Below are 16393 nucleotides of genomic sequence, written 5' to 3' on the forward strand. Positions count from 1 at the left end.
TCCAGTCTCCAAACGAAAGCTGCCGTGACAGGGCGATGCGTCCGGCAGATATCTTAGCTGCGAAGACCCGGTGCCTCCTGTCCCGTGCTTTCGACATATTCGGTATAGCCGCCGCCATATTGGTGGATACCGTCAGGCGTCAGTTCCAGCACCCGGTTCGAAAGTGCGGCCAGGAAATGGCGGTCGTGCGAAACGAACAGCATCGTGCCTTCATAATTTGACAGAGCCTTGATCAGCATTTCCTTGGTGTCGAGATCGAGATGGTTGGTCGGCTCGTCCAGCACGAGGAAGTTCGGCGGATCGAACAGCATGGCGGCCATGACGAGGCGGGCCTTTTCGCCGCCGGAAAGAACACGGCAACGTTTTTCCACGTCGTCGCCGGAAAAGCCGAAACAGCCGGCAAGGGCGCGCAACGGCGCCTGCCCCGCCTTCGGAAAACGCTCCTCCAGCCATTCGAGAATGGTGCTGTCGCCATCAAGCACATCCATGGCATGCTGGGCGAAATAGCCGAGCTTGACGCTGGCGCCGAGGGTGACATTGCCGGAATCCGGTTCCGCCGTGCCGGTCACCAGCTTCAGCAGCGTCGATTTTCCGGCGCCGTTGATGCCCATGATGCACCAGCGTTCCTTGCGCCGCACCATGAAATCGAGCTCGTCGTAGATCGTGCGGCTGCCATAGGTCTTGTTGACCTTCTTCAGCGCCACGACATCCTCGCCTGAGCGAGGAGCGGGCGCAAATTCGAAAGCAACCGTCTGACGCCGTTTTGGCGGCTCGACGCGGTCAATCTTCTCGAGTTTCTTCACACGGCTCTGCACCTGCGAGGCGTGCGAAGCGCGGGCCTTGAAGCGTTCGATGAACTTGATTTCCTTGGCGAGCATAGCCTGCTGGCGCTCGAACTGCGCCTGCTGCTGCTTTTCGTTCTGCGCGCGCTGCTGCTCGTAAAAGCCGTAGTCACCGGAATAGGTGGTGAGATTGCCGGCATCGATTTCGATGATCTTGGTGACGATGCGGTTCATGAATTCGCGGTCATGCGAGGTCATAAGCAGCGCGCCGTCGTAGTTCTTCAGGAAGTCTTCGAGCCAGATCAGGCTTTCGAGATCGAGATGGTTCGACGGTTCGTCGAGCAGCATCACGTCAGGGCGCATGAGAAGAATACGGGCAAGCGCCACGCGCATCTTCCAGCCGCCGGAAAGCTTGGAAACATCGCCGTCCATCATTTCCTGGCTGAAGCTCAAGCCATCCAACACCTCACGCGCACGGCCTTCCAGCGCGTAGCCGTCCAGCTCCTCATAACGCGCCTGCACTTCGCCGTAACGTTCGATGATGGCGTCCATCTCATCCATCCGGTCGGGGTCGGACATGGCGGCTTCCAGTTCCCGAAGCTCCGCCGCCACTTCGCTGACGGGGCCTGCCCCTTCCATGACTTCCGCGACGGCCGAGCGGCCGGACATTTCACCGACATCCTGATCGAAATAACCGACCGTCATGCCCTTTTCAACGACGACCTGGCCCTCGTCGGGCTGCTCTTCGCCGGTGATCATCCGGAACAGCGTGGTCTTGCCGGCGCCATTCGGGCCGACAAGGCCGATCTTCTCGCCGCGATTGAGCGCGGCGGAAGCCTCGATATAGAGAATGCGGTGACTGTTCGACTTGCTGATGTTTTCGATGCGGATCATGACAGGGCCTGTGAATGGGAGCGGCCCTCCTATGCCACGGGCCGCCGCCACTGTCACCTGCCGGACTGCAGGACGAGACATCAAGTATCGCCATATCGCGGAATGCGGTAATCGCGTTATTCTGCTTGTCGTCAGTTGGTCAGGATGGCTACGGTGCCGGCGGCTTTTCGTGCGATTTCGCCAAAGGCGGTGACGATCTGTTCCATGCTTTCGGCCGCGTAATAATTATCTTCGGTGAAAGCGCAATTCTTTAGCAGCGTTTTACCCTTTTCAGGTGCCATGAAGGCGACGCTGAAAATCTTGATACCATCCTTCTTGGCCTTCTCGCAGGTCTTGAGAACTGCTGCATCGATACTAGCATTCCACGTGGCACTGTTCCCAGTCATTTCGCCATCCGTCATAAGAACGATATACCGCTCGAAAGATGCATTTTTTTGCTTGTCATGCGCTTCAGCTTCCGTAGTATTCGCCTTCTTGAGGGCGTTATAGGCGGCGTCCAGACCACTTGTGGCGTCCGTTCCGCCCTGTGGAAAGTCCGGGATATATTTGTCTATATATCTGACAATGTTGCTCGTACCCCAAGTGATGGCCTGAGCCGGATAGCTCTCGTGTGTATAAACTGACGCGCCAGTCCGGACCAACTGAGAGGTTGGGTCGGCCTTGTTCAGTCCGTCTACGAGAAATCTTACAGCGGTCTTTAGCGATGTGGCCTTGTTGACGTAGCAGGGTGCTGTCTTTTTAAGATTGGGATAGCTGCCCCAGTTGTCAGCCGTGTAATTTTGGCAAGACGTTCTGTTGCCGTCGACTTTCTCTGTCTTGAATGACATCGAACCTGAACGGTCGAGCACGAGATACATGGAGATCGGTGCGCCCTTGTTGACGGTGCTCTTTGCGGTGCCCGTTACCGAAAGATCGAGCGTTTTTGCGCCAATGAATCCCAGGAGCGGATTGAGTTCTATCCGACGGTTGATCGTGGTCTCGACGGTGTAGGTCTTGCCGCGGGCATTTTCCGTCGTCGCAATGCTGGTCGGAGAATTCTGCTCCAGTTCCTTTTTCTCTTCCTCGGTCAGGCTCTTTTCCATCTGGGCGGCGATGAAGTTCTTGGCGATTTCCTTGATCTGCTCGTCCGTCATATCGCCCATTTTCAAACGGGCCTCGGTCGCCGCCGCAAGGGCCGCCGAATCCGCGGTATTCTGCATATCCGCTTTCACCTGCATCACATTCGCCAACTCCATGCCGGCGCCGGCAAAACCCAGCAGGACCGGCAGCAGGATGGCCGTCATCATGCCGAAATTGCCGCTGGTATCGGCAAGAAAACGGCGCTTGGGTTTTTGATGTGCAGAGGCGGTCATGACGGGCTCACAGATTAGAATATTCGACTGAGCACAGAAAAGCCGCAAACGATGTAAAATCCGCTAACGTGATCGGTTCAATTTTACACAGTGTTCACATTGGAGCAGTTTTCGAAGTATTTTCAAGAATTGTCTGGCGCGATGGCCGCAATAATACACATCGTGTCATTATTGGACGGGGATGACGTCGACGGCCTGTTTTATCTGCTGGTTGCCATAGCTCTTCAAGACACCGATCACCGGGGCGACATCGGAATAGTCCCGGCCGTAACCGACAACGATATGGTCGCTTCCGGCGACGATATCATTGGTGGGATCGAGTTCCAGATAACCGGCCGCTTCTCCGCACCAGACGCGAACCCAGGCATGCATTGCATCGGCGCCTTCAAGCCGTTCCTTGCCCGGTGGCGGAATGGTGCGCAGGAAACCGCTGACATAACCGGCGGGAATGCCGAGGCTGCGCAGCGCCATGATCATGATATGCGAAAAATCCTGGCACACGCCGCGCTTCAGCTTGAAGGCTTCCGATGGCGTCGTATCGACGGTCGTCGCCTCGCCGTCATAGGTAAAGTCCTTGTGGATGCGTTTGCATAGAGAGAGCGCGATCTCGCGAATGGTCATTCCGGGTTTCAGCAATTCCCGGGCATAGGCGGATATTGTTGCGTCCATTCCGATCCTCGGGCTCGCACCGATGAAGTGGTGCGGCGACTGGAAATCGAGCGACCAGACATCGGCCAGATCCTGCGGCAGGCGGGAAAGCTCGGGCGAGAAATCCGCCGTCAGCGCCGGCGCCTCCACCATCACGCGGGCCTGCATGCGGATATCCAGCTTCTCATGCGGTGCGCGCAGATGCACTGACGTGGCCGATTGATGAAAGAAATCCTCGAAGGTGACACGTTCTTCCGGCACAGGCGAAACATCGATGGAGCCGGCGACAAGCCGCTGCCGGCCGGGGATGGAGAGCGGCAGGACGCGGATGATGTGGCGCGCGCCGTGGGCCAGCGTGTCGTAAGTGTAACCCATATGCAGGGAAAGATCGTAAAGCATAGGATTATCCGAGATAGGTCCGGGCCAGAACATCGGAGAGATGCTCCATGTCGGTTTCGAGCTGGCGATAGATCGCGCCGTTCATGTTTTCCGGCGTCATGACCGCAAGCCCGGAATGCAGGCGCATCGCCTCGCGGTAGAAGGGCGACATCTGACCGTTGACGAAGGCATTCGGAAGCTGCTCCACCTCGGTGCGGATCTCGTTCAGCTGGAACAGGATCGAGCGGGGATTGAGCGGGTCGAGCGCCAGAAGATCGGTCACGGTCAGGCCGGCCGTATTGACGTTGTAGCGGCGGCGATGGGTCATGACGCTGTCGCCGATTTCAAGCAGCATGTCATAGGAGCCGTCAGGCGCGTCCGGGCCGGTCATATGGCCGAGAAGACGCGTCATATGCAGGCCGCGCTCCAGGTAACGGCCGATCGACAGGAAACGCCAGCCGGTGAAGCGATACATGTTTTCGTGCACGAGACCGGCAAAGCCTGCAAGCTTGCGCAAAAGGATCGTCATGGCATGGGTAGCGTCGTCGCCGGGGGCCACTTTCGCGTGGAAACGGCGGGCGGTCTTGGCAAGGTCGTTCAGCGCCAGCCACCCGTCCGGCGAAAAGCGGTCGCGAATGTTGCTGGCGGAATAAAGCGCGCTGTTGATGTTGTTCAGCAGGCTTTCCGGCACGGCATCGTTCATCTCCACATCGAGCGTTTCGAGATAGCGTGTCACATGCGCGAGCAGCGGCTGGCGCGGATCGGCGGATTCGGCATAACGCCCGTGCCAGGCGCGCAGGATGCGCAGGGCGCCTTCCGAACGCTCGATATAACGCCCGAGCCAGAACAGATTGTCGGCTGCGCGGCTCGGCAGGCTGCCCGGCATATTGCGGGTGAAGCTCTCTTCCGCCGGCAGAAGCGTGGTGCGCTCCACAGGTCTGTCACTGACGATCCAGACATCGGCAGCGCTGCCGCCCGATTGCATGGCGATGGCAGACACATCGTCGCCGCTGCCGATCCGTGCGAAGCCGCCCGGCATGATCTGCCAGCCATCCTGGGTGCGCGCAGCAAAAACGCGAAGGCTCATCGGGCGCGGCACGAGCTTGTTGTCGATATAGGCTGGGGTGGTTGAGAGCTTCACCACTTCCTGGCCCACCAGCCTGTGGCCGTCGGAGGTAAGCCAGTCGCTGATCGATTCCTTTGCAGTTTCTCTCAGGGAAGAGCCGAGCACGGACTGGCCGTTGTCGTCGAAGAAGGGAAGCCGGGAATAGGCAGGCCCGATGACCATGCCTTCGATATTGCCGGCGACATGGCGGCGTTCGGCTTCCTGACCGCACCACCAGGTGGCGATGGATGGCAGTTTCAGCTCCTCGCCCAGAATGTGGCGGCAGATGCGCGGCATGAAGGCGAGCAGCGCCCTGGTTTCGAGAATGCCGCTGCCGAGCGCGTTGACGATGGTGAGCGCCTCATTGCGCAGCGCCTGCACCATGCCGGGCGTGCCGATATGGGAGTGCTGGTTGAGTTCCAGCGGATCGGAATAGGAGGCGTCGAGACGCCGCCACAGAACGCCGATCGGTTTTAGCCCGGCCACGGTTCTGACCATGACGCGGCCGTTGACGACGGTGAGGTCCTCGCCTTCCAGCAACATGAAGCCGAGATAACGGGCGATATAGGCGTGTTCGAAATAGGTTTCGTTGGCGGGACCGGGCGTCAGCACGGCGATCCGGTCATCGGGGTGCTTTCTTTGCGCCTGCAGCGCGTCGCGGAAAGCACCGAAAAACGAGGCGAGACGGTGGACATGGGTTTCCGCATAGATATCGGAAAGCGCGCGAGTGGTCGCCACCCGGTTTTCGAGAGCAAAACCCGCGCCGGACGGTGCCTGCGTGCGGTCAGCCAGTACCCACCAGTTGCCGTCAGGTCCGCGGCCGATCTCGAAGGAACAGAAATGCAGATAGTGGCCGGTTGCCGGTTTCACGCCGACCATGGGCCTTAGAAATTCCGGATTGGAGGCAATCAGCGCTGGCGGCACATAACCTTCCTTCACCAGCCGGTTCTCGCCGTAAAAATCGGCAACCATGGCTTCGAGAAGATTGGCGCGCTGCTTCAGTCCTTCGGAAAGTACCGTCCATTCCCTGTCGTCGATCAGGACCGGAATATGCGAGATCGGCCAGTTTCTTTCGCTGCTGCCCTTGCCGTAGTCGCGGTAGAACACGCCGGCGTCGCGCAGATAGCGGTCGGTGCGGGCAAAGCGCTCGTGCAGTTCCCGTTCCGACATGCGCGACAGGGCGTCGAGCAGGGTCTTCCAGACCGGCCTGACCTTGCCATTGGTATCGAGCATTTCGTCGGCAACGCCCGGCAAGGGGGAATATTCAAGCCCGCGTGGTTGCGCGCCTGTTTCCGTCTTGCGTTCCGTTGCCGGGGCTTTGGACAATTTACACTCCGTAAGGCCGACGCAGATCGAGCGTCAGCGGAAATTCTGGCGACACGGTTTCCGCCATCAGCGGATATTGCCCGGCCGTATGCCCCCATGGTTCGAAACGGGCGAGGCGGCGTGCCTCGGCCTCATTGCCGTTGACGGGAAACGTCTCGTAATTGCGCCCGCCCGGATGAGCAACATGATAGATGCATCCGCCGATCGATCGCCTCGACCATGTATCATAAATGTCAAAGGTCAAGGGTGAATTGACGGGCAGGACGGGATGCAGGCCGGAAGAGGGCTGCCATGCCTTGAAGCGCACGCCGGCCACCGCGACACTGCGGTTTTCCGTTGGTGTCATCGGCACGGCGCGTCCGTTGCAGGCGACGGTGTAACGAGAAGGGTTGGAGGTTTCCAGCCGCACCTGCAGGCGCTCCACGGAGCTGTCGACAAAACGCACGGTGCCGCCGATCGCGCCCTGTTCGCCCATCACATGCCAGGGCTCCAGCGCCTGGCGCAGCTCAAGTTTCGCACCCTCGTATTCCACCTCGCCGAAGAAGGGGAAACGGAATTCCTGCTGGGCGGTGAACCATTCCGGCTTGAGGTCGAAACCGTTTTCTCTGAGGTCCGCAAGCACATCGAGAAAATCCGCCCAGATATAATGCGGCAGCATGAAGCGGTCGGCGAGCGCCGTACCCCAGCGCACGAATTTGCCGGCGGCCGGATTTTTCCAGAAGCGGGCGATGAGGGCGCGCACCAGCAATTGCTGGGCAAGCGACATGCGCGCGTTCGGCGGCATTTCGAAACCGCGAAATTCCACCAGTCCGAGGCGCCCGGTCGGCCCGTCGGGTGAAAACAGCTTGTCGATGCAGATTTCGGCCCGGTGGGTGTTACCCGTCACATCCGTCAGAAGATTGCGGAACAGCCGGTCGACCAGCCATGGCAGAGGCGGAGCGCCCTCACCGGGGGCAGGCACCTGCGCCAGCGCAATTTCCAGTTCGTAGAGACTGTCGTGTCGGGCCTCGTCGATGCGCGGCGCCTGACTTGTGGGGCCGATGAACAGGCCGGAAAAGAGGTAGGAGAGCGATGGATGCCGCTGCCAGTGCAGAACGAGGCTTTTCAGAAGATCGGGCCGGCGCAGGAAGGGGCTGTCATTAGGGTTTGCCCCACCGACAACCACATGATTGCCGCCGCCGGTGCCGGTATGGCGGCCGTCGATCATGAATTTGTCGGCGCCGAGACGCGACTGGCGCGCCTCCTCATAGACTGCCGTAGTGATATTGACGCAATCTTTCCAGCTCGAAGCGGGGTGGATGTTGACCTCGATCACACCGGGATCGGGCGCGACGCGGATAACATTGAGGCGTTCGTCATGCGGCGGTGCGTAACCCTCGATATGGACGGGCAGGCCAAGCTCTGTGGCAGCCGCTTCCGCTGCCGCGATCAGTTCGAGATAATCCTCGATGCGCTCGACCGGCGGCATGAAAACGCAAAGCCTTCCGTCACGCGGTTCCACTGACATGGCGGTGCGCACCGCGCCGCCGATTTCACCGAGCGTCTGCTCTATGCGCTCCTGCCCGGCCACTTCGCTTGCCTGGAACGAGGCTTCGGGCATGGCGCGACCGGAGGGAGTCAAGACATCGGGAAGCGGGCCCCTGGGGATAGAAGGGTCGGCCTCATGGATATAGGGATAGGCCGACGGCGGCACATAGGGCAGGGTGCCGAGCGGCAGGCGGTAACCGACCGGGCTGTCGCCCGGAACGAGAAAAATCTTGCCGCGCCGCGTCTTCCATTTTTCGCTGATCCAGCGTTCGCCGGCGGCGCGCGCATTCCATGCCTGTACCGGCAGGATGTAGCCGGTGGGCGTCGTCAAACCGCGTTCGAAGACGCGGGCGATACGGTTGCGCTCTTCCGGATCCTTCAGTCTGGAATTGGACGGGTCGACATTGTCGGGCAGGCTGCCTTCCTTGATGATCCATTCGGCCGGATCCTCATAGGCTGGCAGCACCAGATCAGGCTCAATGCCGAGCTGGGTGGCTATACCACCCAATAGCTTCTGTGCATCTTCGGCCTTGACGCCCGTATCGGCGCCTTCCTCCGCAATCAGGGCCGGGTTCTGCCAGATCGGCAGTCCGTCCTTCCGCCAGTAGAGCGAAAAGGTCCAGCGCGGCAGGGTTTCGCCCGGATACCATTTCCCCTGCCCGTAATGCAGGAAGCCGCCCGGTGCGAAACGCTCACGCAGGCGGCGGATCAGGGCGTCGGCCTTTTCACGCTTTGTCGGCCCGACTGCGCCGGTGTTCCATTCGTCGGATTCGAAATCGTCGATGGAAACGAAGGTCGGCTCGCCGCCCATGGTCAGCCGGACGTCATGGCTGTTCAGAACGCCGTCGACCGCTTCACCGAGCGCGTTGAGCTCCTCCCAGCTTTCATCCGAAAAGGGTTTGGTGATACGCGGTGTCTCGGCAACACGCCGGACCTGCATGTCGAAGGCGAATTCGGTATTGGCGTGGCCGAAATAACCGCCGGAAATCGGTGCGGCATTGCGATAATGCGGCGTCGCGGCCAGCGGAATATGGCTTTCACCTGTCAGAAGCCCGGAGGTCGGGTCAAGCCCGATCCAGCCGGCGCCGGGCATATAGACCTCGGCCCAGGCGTGAAGATCGGTGAAGTCCACTTCGGTGCCGGATGGGCCATCCAGCGCCTTGAGATCGGGAGTAAGCTGAATGAGATATCCCGACACGAAGCGGGCGGCGAGGCCAAGATGCCGCAGAACCTGCACGAGCAGCCAGCTCGTATCGCGGCATGAGCCCTTGCCGGAAGCGAGCGTTTCCTCCGGCGTCTGGACGCCGGGTTCCATGCGGATGACGTAACCGATCTCCTGTTGCAGGCGGGCATTGAGGCCAACGACCATGTCCACAGTCGGTTGCCCCGGCGTGCGGTCGACGGTGGCCATGAAGGCGGCAAGCAGCGGGCCTGTCGGTTCCGGCTTCATGTAGATGGAGAGATCGTCCCGCAATTCCTGCGGATAATCGAACGGCCACTTTGTCGCCTCTTCCTCCACAAAGAAATCGAACGGATTGTAAACCGTCATATCGGCGACAAGATCGACCTCGATCTTAAATTCCGTCGCCGGCTCGGGAAAAACGAAGCGGGCGAGGTAATTGCCGTAAGGATCTTGCTGAAGGTTCACGAAGTGATTGGAGGGCGAAACCTTGAGCGAATGGCTAATGACACGGGTTCTGGAGTGCGAGGCGGGCTTTAATCTTATGATCTGTGGTCCAAGGCGAACAGGATTGTCGTATTTATAATGCGTCAGATGATAGATGCTCGCTTTGATCGCCATTAATCTGCCTTGCCCGGTTTTCCGGCTTATGCGGTTTGTCCGCCCCTCTGAAATTATCCGGATTTTGTGCAATGCAGGAAAAGAAAGCAAGGATCATTTCCGGAAGCGACAGCATTGTTGGGTTAAGCCGCGATATTTGCCCGTGGGAAGAATTGTCTGGGCTTTTCAATCATCGCAGCTGAGATTTCGCCGGGATTGTGGACAAGGTTGAACGGCGTGTTATTGCTTGGCAACGAAAGGCGCAGAATCGCGCCCCGCTTTCTTTGCCGACTGACGTTTCGGAATGGAATGAATGGCAACAACGGTGACCGACGATCAGCGCAAAAGCGCGGCTAATCTTTCGGGTTTCGATCTCGATTTTCCCGCGCAGCTGCGCATGATGGGGCGCGCCTTCTGGACCTCGCCGGTGCGCAATCGGCTGATCTTGCTGTCGATGGCGTTGCTCACGGTAATATTGCTCACCGCTTACGGCCAGATCAGGCTCAATGAATGGAACGCGCCGTTTTACAATGCGCTGGAGCGGCGCGATCTTGCCGCCTTCATTCATCAGCTGGAGGTCTTCGCCATCATCGGGGGGGCGTTGCTTCTCCTCAACGTCATCCAGACCTGGCTGAACCAGATGACGGCGCTGAACATGCGCGAAGGTCTTGCCAAGGATATGGTGGATCAATGGCTGAAACCCGGGCGCGCCGCCCGTCTTGCCGGTTTCGGCACGATTGCGATCAACCCCGACCAGCGCCTCCATGACGATGTCCGCAATCTCGCTGAAAGCAGTACGGCGCTTTCCATCGGGCTCGTCAATGCGACGATCCTGCTCATCAGCTTTATCGGCGTCCTCTGGTCGCTCTCGGCGGGCTTTGCTGTCACCATCGGCGGCGATACCTATGCTATCCCCGGCTACATGGTTTGGGCGGCGATATTTTACGCCGGTTCAGCCTCCCTGCTCAGCAATCTCGTCGGTTATCGGCTGGTTGGACTGAATGCCGAGCGTTACTCCAAAGAAGCGGAGCTTCGCTTCTCGCTGATGCGGGCCAGCGAAAATCTTGCCGCCATTGCCCTTGCGCGCGGTGAAAAGAACGAAAGGCGGCGGATCGGTATCGATGTTGATGCGGTGATTGGCGTCATTCGAGGGCTGGCGATGGCCCTGACAAATCTAACATGGGTTTCGGCGGGATATGGCTGGCTGGCGGTGGTGGCGCCGATCCTGATCGCAGCTCCCGTTTATTTTTCCGGCAATCTGACATTCGGCGGGTTGATGATGGCCGTGGGTGCGTTCAACCAGGTCAACACGGCGCTGCGCTGGTACATCGACAATTTCGGACCGATTGCCAGCTGGAAGGCCACGTTACAGCGCGTTTCGGTGTTCCGTAACGCCCTTATCGAGATGGACAGCGTCGAACAGCACGGCTTGGCGATCGATCTGCAACGCAGCGCGGAGAATGAAAAAATCCGCCTCCAGTCGGTGGTGATCTGCCGCGATGCGGGCGGACAGGATTTGGATCGCGGCTTCCAGCTGCGCGAGAGCGAAGTCACGATCGGGCCGGGCGAAAGACTGATGATCAATGGCGAGCAGGGCGTGAACCGAAGGCTGCTTTTTGCGGCCATGGCGGGCCTGTGGCCCTGGGGACAGGGCAGGATAGAGATGCCCGAACAGTCCGACACGCTTTTCATCGCCCAGCACGGCTATCTGCCGGCGGGGTCGCTGCGTGAAATCCTCGCCTATCCGCGCGCTCCCCAGCGTTTTGCCGATGCCGATTATATCTCGGCGCTCGCTGCCTGCGGGCTTGGCGAGATGGCGTCCCGTCTCGATGAAAACATTCGCTGGGATAAAAAACTGGATTCAGACGAGCAGGCCAGCATCCGGGTTGCAAACGCCCTGCTGCTGAAGCCGAAATTCCTCGTTATCGATGATTTGCTCGAAGGGTTGGAAAAACAGACGCAGGATACGCTGGCGGAAGTTCTGAACGGGATCGACAGTGCGGCGATCATCTATATCGGCCGCTCCGAAACATTTCTGTCGGTTCTCGCCCCGGCCGTGGCGCATCTCGACCATACCGCGCAGAAGGAAAATATCTCTCCGGCAGACAGCGCTCCGCTATAGGCCGTCGGGCTATGGAGTTGTTCGGAGCGGGCTATAGCCGAAGATGCCATTGATCCGAAGCGAGCCGCGGCTGTTTGACAAGGCTTAGTGTGGTGTCCGGCTCCACCTGCGAACGCAGGGCAAATGTGCCGGTCGCCAGGCTGATGGCGACGACGCTGGCGACCACCAGGACAATACGGTCGTAGCGCTGCTGTATTGCGTTGTTTCCACTCCAGTCATAGGCCATTCGCACGCCCTCGCGTTTTTTGGAATCGTGCCTCATCATGGTTAACCGAAGCTTACGACGGCTCTATGATTCCTTGCTGTTTTGGAAGGGCTGCCGCGACAAATCGGCTATTGGCGGATGGGGTGCGGTTGTTTAAGTCCGGCAGCGGGAGGCTTGTGAAAGGACTTTGAGACATGGACCAGCAACCGCCCGCCGATATGGAACTCACGCTCAGAACGCTTGCGATGCCCGCCGATGCCAACCCGGCCGGCGATATTTTCGGCGGCTGGGTCATGTCGCAGATGGACCTTGCCGCTTTCGTCCGCGCCAATGATGTGGCTGGCGGCCGCACCGTCACCGTCGCAGTCAATGAGATCGTCTTCAAGAAGCCGGTCAAGATCGGCGATACATTGTGTGTCTATACAAAAATCGAAAAGATCGGCCGTACCTCCGTCACATTGAAGATCGAGGCGTGGACCCGCAGGCACTATCAGGATTCACGCGAAAAGGTGACGGAGGCCGTCTTCATCATGGTCGCGGTGGACGACAACGGCGATCCGCGTCCTGTCCGTAAGGAGGCGTGAGACGACTTCCGCTTTTTTTTTCAAAGCAATTCCGAAGCGCCTGCAAATGACTAGAAGCATAGGCGTTTCGGATTTTTCGCATTTCGATATCCGTCCGCTCAATACTTTAGAAATATCCAATTTATTTATCAATTTTTGCGATCAAGATATGGAATAGGACGGGGATCAGGCTTTGACCATTCCAGGTGTTGTTATTGTCGGCGGCGCTCACGGCACGCTCGCCCTTGCGCGCAGCCTCGGCGCCCTGAATGTGCCTGTCTATTATCTCACCCATGATTCACCGTTGCCAGGCTGGTCGCGCTTCGTGCGGGAAACAATCCGCTGGGATGGCCCGCACGACGCCGGAGCAATGGAGTTCCTGCGTCAGATGGCGGCGAAACGTGGTTTGAAGGGCTGTCTGCTGGTGCCATCCGGTGACGGAGAGGTCCAGCTCGTTGCGCAGCATCGTGAGGAGCTTTCCGCTCTTTACAAGATCGTTTTGCCGGATTGGGCGGAGCTGCAATGGCTCTGCGAAAAACCGCTGCTTTATCAGCGCGCCGCAGAACTCGGCGTCGATATTCCGCGTACCTATGCACTGACATCGGCCGCTGACATCGACACGCTGGACATATTGTTTCCCGTCATTCTCAAGCCGAATATGGGGGGTGGCGATACCACCATCGCCCGGGCAAAAGTCATTCGCGCCGATGACCGCCATGCTTTGAAAACGGCTTTTGCCGATGCGAGTGAAGAGATCGGCGTCGGCAATGTCGTCGTGCAGGAACTCATTCCGGGTGGAGGAGAAAGCCAGTTCTCCTACGCGGCGCTCTGGCTGAACGGAGAGCCGGTAGCGGAATTCACTGCCCGGCGCGTCCGGCAATATCCTGTCGATTTCGGCTATACCAGCACCCGCGTCGAGGTCGTCGACAACGGGAAAGCGGTGGAGGCGGCCCAAAAAATACTGAAATCGGCCGGCCATAGCGGGCTGGTCGAGGCGGAATTCAAGCTCGACCACCGGGACGGGAAACTCAAGCTTCTCGATGTCAATCCGCGCCCATGGTCATGGTTTGGCCTTTGCTCGGCGGCGGGCGTCGACCTTGGCGCCCTGCTATGGCGGGTCGCCAACGGTGAGCCGGTCGGTCCGCCCGGCGATGTGCGGCAGGGTGTTTCCTGGTCCTATCTTGTCCGCGACGCCGTTGCCGCTTTCACATTGGCCCGGAGGGGGCAGGCGAAAATTGGTGACTACCTTGCTTCTCTGGGCAAGATCCGCAGCTGGGCCGCCTTTGCGCCGAAGGATCCCTTGCCGGGCCTGATCGACCTGCCGCTAACGGTCTCGAGAGTCGTGAGAAAACGCCTTCTTCCCGGCCTGAGATCAGGACAATCGGGGAGAATTTTCTTTCAGCCGATCAAACGCCTTGTGAAATATGGAGTCATAAGGGCGGGGCTGGAGGTGAGTTCTCTCCCGGCCGTCCGTTCGGCATTTCCGTCTTTTGCCGGGCGTGGCGTAATCTTTACGCTTCATCATGTGCGCCCCGGAGGGGTTGTTTCGGCTTTCGCACCCAATGTGCAATTGTCCGTCACGCCGCAATTTCTGGAAGAGGCGATACAGGCCGCACTCGAATGCGGTCTTGTTCCTGTCCATCTGCACGATCTGCCGGCTCTGCTAGCCGATAATCACGAGGGCCGGTCCTTCTGCGCCTTCACGCTCGACGACGGCTATCGAAACAATGCCGAGTATGCCGCACCGATCTTCCGTAAATATGCCGTTCCCTACACGATTTTCATCACGCCGGGTTTTGTGGAGCGAACACGCAGCCTCTGGTGGGAAACCGCTGCCGCCTTGACGCAGAAAGCCGCGTCTTTCGAATTCGATTTCGGGGCGGGGCCGGAACTGGTGGCGTGCGCCAGCCCTTCGCAGAAAGCGGAGGCATTCACGCGGCTTGAAGATTTCGTCCAGAATTTTTCGGAAGACGAGGCGGTGGAACGGATCGATCGTGTCGCGAGGCAGCATGGCGTCGATCCCATCGCGATCGTGGACGAACTTGTCATGGATGAAGACGAGCTCAAGGCGCTGGCACAAGACCCTCTGGTGCATTTCGGCGCACATACCGTGACGCATGTGAATATGCGCAAGGTCGATGCGACGCGTCTGGCTTATGAGATCGCGGAATCGACGCGTCGGGTGGAAGCTTATGTCGACCACCGGCCACGGTCCTTTTCTTATCCCTATGGCTGGATAAAGGCCGTGGGAGAACGGGAAGCGAAAGCGGTTCACGACGCAGGATTTTCCGCAGCCGTGACCACGCAGGCTGGCGTTATCGATCCCCGATGCCTTGAAAAGCCGACGCAGCTGCCGCGTGTATCGCTGAATGGTCGCTTTCAGAAAAAGCGTTTCGTCAAGGCGCTCATTTCAGGTCTGCCCTTCCGCTTCATCTAGCGACCTTGTTCGTTCGCCATCTCTCGGCCGTCTTGCCAGATGTTTCTGCGGCTCGCATTTGGCGTTCACTTTTGCCGTTTCCGGTTTTTTTCTCGTCCTTCGAGCCTCTTTGCGGCTGATTGGTCAGTGCGAAAAGCTGTGTCGCAAATTTTGTTATTCACATCCACTTATCTATTGATTATAAATAAATTTATCGACAGAAAACATTACAACTTTTATGAAGACATCGCCCTTGCTATTAATTTTTGCCGATGATCTGACCGGAGCGCTCGACGCCGCCGCCCCTTTTGCCGGGCGCGGGCTGGCGACCGAGGTTGCCATCGGGCTTGACGGTGCGCGTGCGGCGTTGGCGGACGCGCCTGCCGTCCTTAGCGTCGATCTCGGCTGCCGCGACGGCGAGGCGGATGAAGCCCGCCGCCGCACGCGGGAACTGCTGGGGCTGATTCCGGTCGATACCATCCTTTTCAAGAAGATCGATTCCCGCCTGAAGGGGCATATTGCGGCGGAAATGGATGCGATTTCCTATCGCCACGCGCTTGTCGCGCCCGCAATTCCGGATTTTGGACGCGTCGTTATTGGCGGAGCCGTTTCCGGCTTTGGCGTCGACGCTGCCATTCCGGTTCATGAAAGGCTGCGCGGGCATGCCGACCGTTGCACGATACCCGATACGCGATCAAAGGGCGAAATCGCCGAGGCTCTCGCCGCCGCGCAGGCGCAAGGGGCCGATCTTCTGGTCGGCGCGCGCGGGCTTGCCGAGGCGCTGGCTGAGGCGATGACGGCGCAGGCTGTTCCTGAGGCCGCGATCATTCCGGCCGGAAAGGGGCTTTTTGTCATCGGGTCTCGCGATCCGATCACGGTGGAGCAGATTGACGTTCTCAAAAGCGTTGGACCTGTTTCGATCATTGAGGCGCCGAATGGCGTCATGCCCCGCCACACCGATGACGGTGCCGGTCTGATGCTGGTTCAAGCGACGCAGGGTGCGGAAAATCTGTCGCCGCTTGCGGTTTCAGACCGGTTGGCGCAAGGCGTCGTGCCGCATTTTACCGCCGGAGCGGCGAGACTGCTGTTGTCAGGTGGAGCCACGGCGGAGGCCGTGCTGCGGGCCATGGGCGTTTCGCGCTTGCGTCTTGCCGGCGAATGCCTGCCGGGTCTCGGCGTGGGCTGGTCCGGCGATCAATGCATCATTGCGAAGTCCGGCGGTTTTGGGCAAGCTGACACGTTGAAACGGATCGCGAAAATGATGCTTGGCGACAATGACGCTGGAGAGAGCTGAC

Annotated in this window: 10 protein-coding genes; 4 read left to right on the plus strand and 6 right to left on the minus strand. The window is 59.2% G+C overall.

The annotated features are described in order from the left end of the window. Positions 1-53 precede the first annotated feature (53 nt). From ACQZ48_RS21110 to ACQZ48_RS21130, 5 genes are all read right to left on the minus strand, one after another. On the minus strand, positions 54-1676 hold the full coding sequence (locus tag ACQZ48_RS21110; protein ID WP_077984712.1) for an ABC-F family ATP-binding cassette domain-containing protein: 1623 nt from the start codon (positions 1674-1676) through the stop codon (positions 54-56). Between the two features lie 131 nt (positions 1677-1807). Continuing rightward, complete coding sequence (locus ACQZ48_RS21115; RefSeq protein ID WP_448729416.1) at positions 1808-3028, minus strand: vWA domain-containing protein; 1221 nt, start codon at positions 3026-3028, stop codon at positions 1808-1810. Between the two features lie 168 nt (positions 3029-3196). Then, positions 3197-4075: a transglutaminase family protein gene (locus ACQZ48_RS21120; protein ID WP_448729417.1), complete on the minus strand. Its 879-nt coding sequence runs from the start codon at positions 4073-4075 to the stop codon at positions 3197-3199. A gap of 4 nt (positions 4076-4079) precedes the next feature. Next, positions 4080-6485, minus strand: a complete 2406-nt coding sequence (locus tag ACQZ48_RS21125; protein WP_077984715.1) for a circularly permuted type 2 ATP-grasp protein — start codon at positions 6483-6485, stop codon at positions 4080-4082. Position 6486: 1 nt separating this feature from the next. Then, positions 6487-9813 carry a transglutaminase family protein gene (locus ACQZ48_RS21130; RefSeq protein ID WP_448729418.1) on the minus strand — a complete coding sequence of 1109 codons (3327 nt, stop codon included), beginning with the start codon at positions 9811-9813 and terminating at the stop codon, positions 6487-6489. A gap of 292 nt (positions 9814-10105) precedes the next feature. On the opposite strand from ACQZ48_RS21130, the gene ACQZ48_RS21135 reads away from it, so the two are divergent. Next, the gene (locus ACQZ48_RS21135; protein WP_077984717.1) at positions 10106-11914 is read left to right on the plus strand and encodes an ABC transporter ATP-binding protein/permease; all 1809 of its coding nucleotides are present in this window, start codon (positions 10106-10108) and stop codon (positions 11912-11914) included. 31 nt (positions 11915-11945) lie between these two features. On the opposite strand, the gene ACQZ48_RS21140 is transcribed toward ACQZ48_RS21135, so the two are convergent. Then, a complete protein-coding gene (locus ACQZ48_RS21140) occupies positions 11946-12179 on the minus strand; it encodes a hypothetical protein (RefSeq protein ID WP_137412553.1) in 234 nt (77 codons plus the stop codon). Between the two features lie 134 nt (positions 12180-12313). Here ACQZ48_RS21140 and ACQZ48_RS21145 point away from each other — a divergent pair, with 134 nt between their 5' ends. The 3 genes from ACQZ48_RS21145 (at position 12314) to ACQZ48_RS21155 (ending at position 16392) form a co-directional block, all read left to right on the plus strand. Beyond that, the gene (locus tag ACQZ48_RS21145) at positions 12314-12703 is read left to right on the plus strand and encodes an acyl-CoA thioesterase (RefSeq protein WP_035260778.1); all 390 of its coding nucleotides are present in this window, start codon (positions 12314-12316) and stop codon (positions 12701-12703) included. 172 nt (positions 12704-12875) lie between these two features. Next, positions 12876-15119: a polysaccharide deacetylase family protein gene (locus ACQZ48_RS21150; protein WP_448729419.1), complete on the plus strand. Its 2244-nt coding sequence runs from the start codon at positions 12876-12878 to the stop codon at positions 15117-15119. A gap of 232 nt (positions 15120-15351) precedes the next feature. After that, positions 15352-16392 (plus strand): four-carbon acid sugar kinase family protein, encoded by a 1041-nt coding sequence (locus tag ACQZ48_RS21155; RefSeq protein ID WP_448729420.1) that lies wholly within the window; start codon positions 15352-15354, stop codon positions 16390-16392. The last annotated feature ends 1 nt before the right edge of the window (position 16393 follow it).

Source organism: Agrobacterium sp. 22-209-1, assembly GCF_053522485.1.

Excerpts from the sequence above, each read along its gene's own strand:
- ACQZ48_RS21110 (WP_077984712.1), bottom strand. The coding sequence starts at position 1,676 with ATGATCCGCATCGAAAACATCAGCAAGTCGAACAGTCACCGCATTCTC.
- ACQZ48_RS21115 (WP_448729416.1), bottom strand. The coding sequence starts at position 3,028 with ATGACCGCCTCTGCACATCAAAAACCCAAGCGCCGTTTTCTTGCCGAT.
- ACQZ48_RS21120 (WP_448729417.1), bottom strand. The coding sequence starts at position 4,075 with ATGCTTTACGATCTTTCCCTGCATATGGGTTACACTTACGACACGCTG.
- ACQZ48_RS21130 (WP_448729418.1), bottom strand. The coding sequence starts at position 9,813 with ATGGCGATCAAAGCGAGCATCTATCATCTGACGCATTATAAATACGAC.
- ACQZ48_RS21135 (WP_077984717.1), top strand. The coding sequence starts at position 10,106 with ATGGCAACAACGGTGACCGACGATCAGCGCAAAAGCGCGGCTAATCTT.
- ACQZ48_RS21140 (WP_137412553.1), bottom strand. The coding sequence starts at position 12,179 with ATGATGAGGCACGATTCCAAAAAACGCGAGGGCGTGCGAATGGCCTAT.
- ACQZ48_RS21145 (WP_035260778.1), top strand. The coding sequence starts at position 12,314 with ATGGACCAGCAACCGCCCGCCGATATGGAACTCACGCTCAGAACGCTT.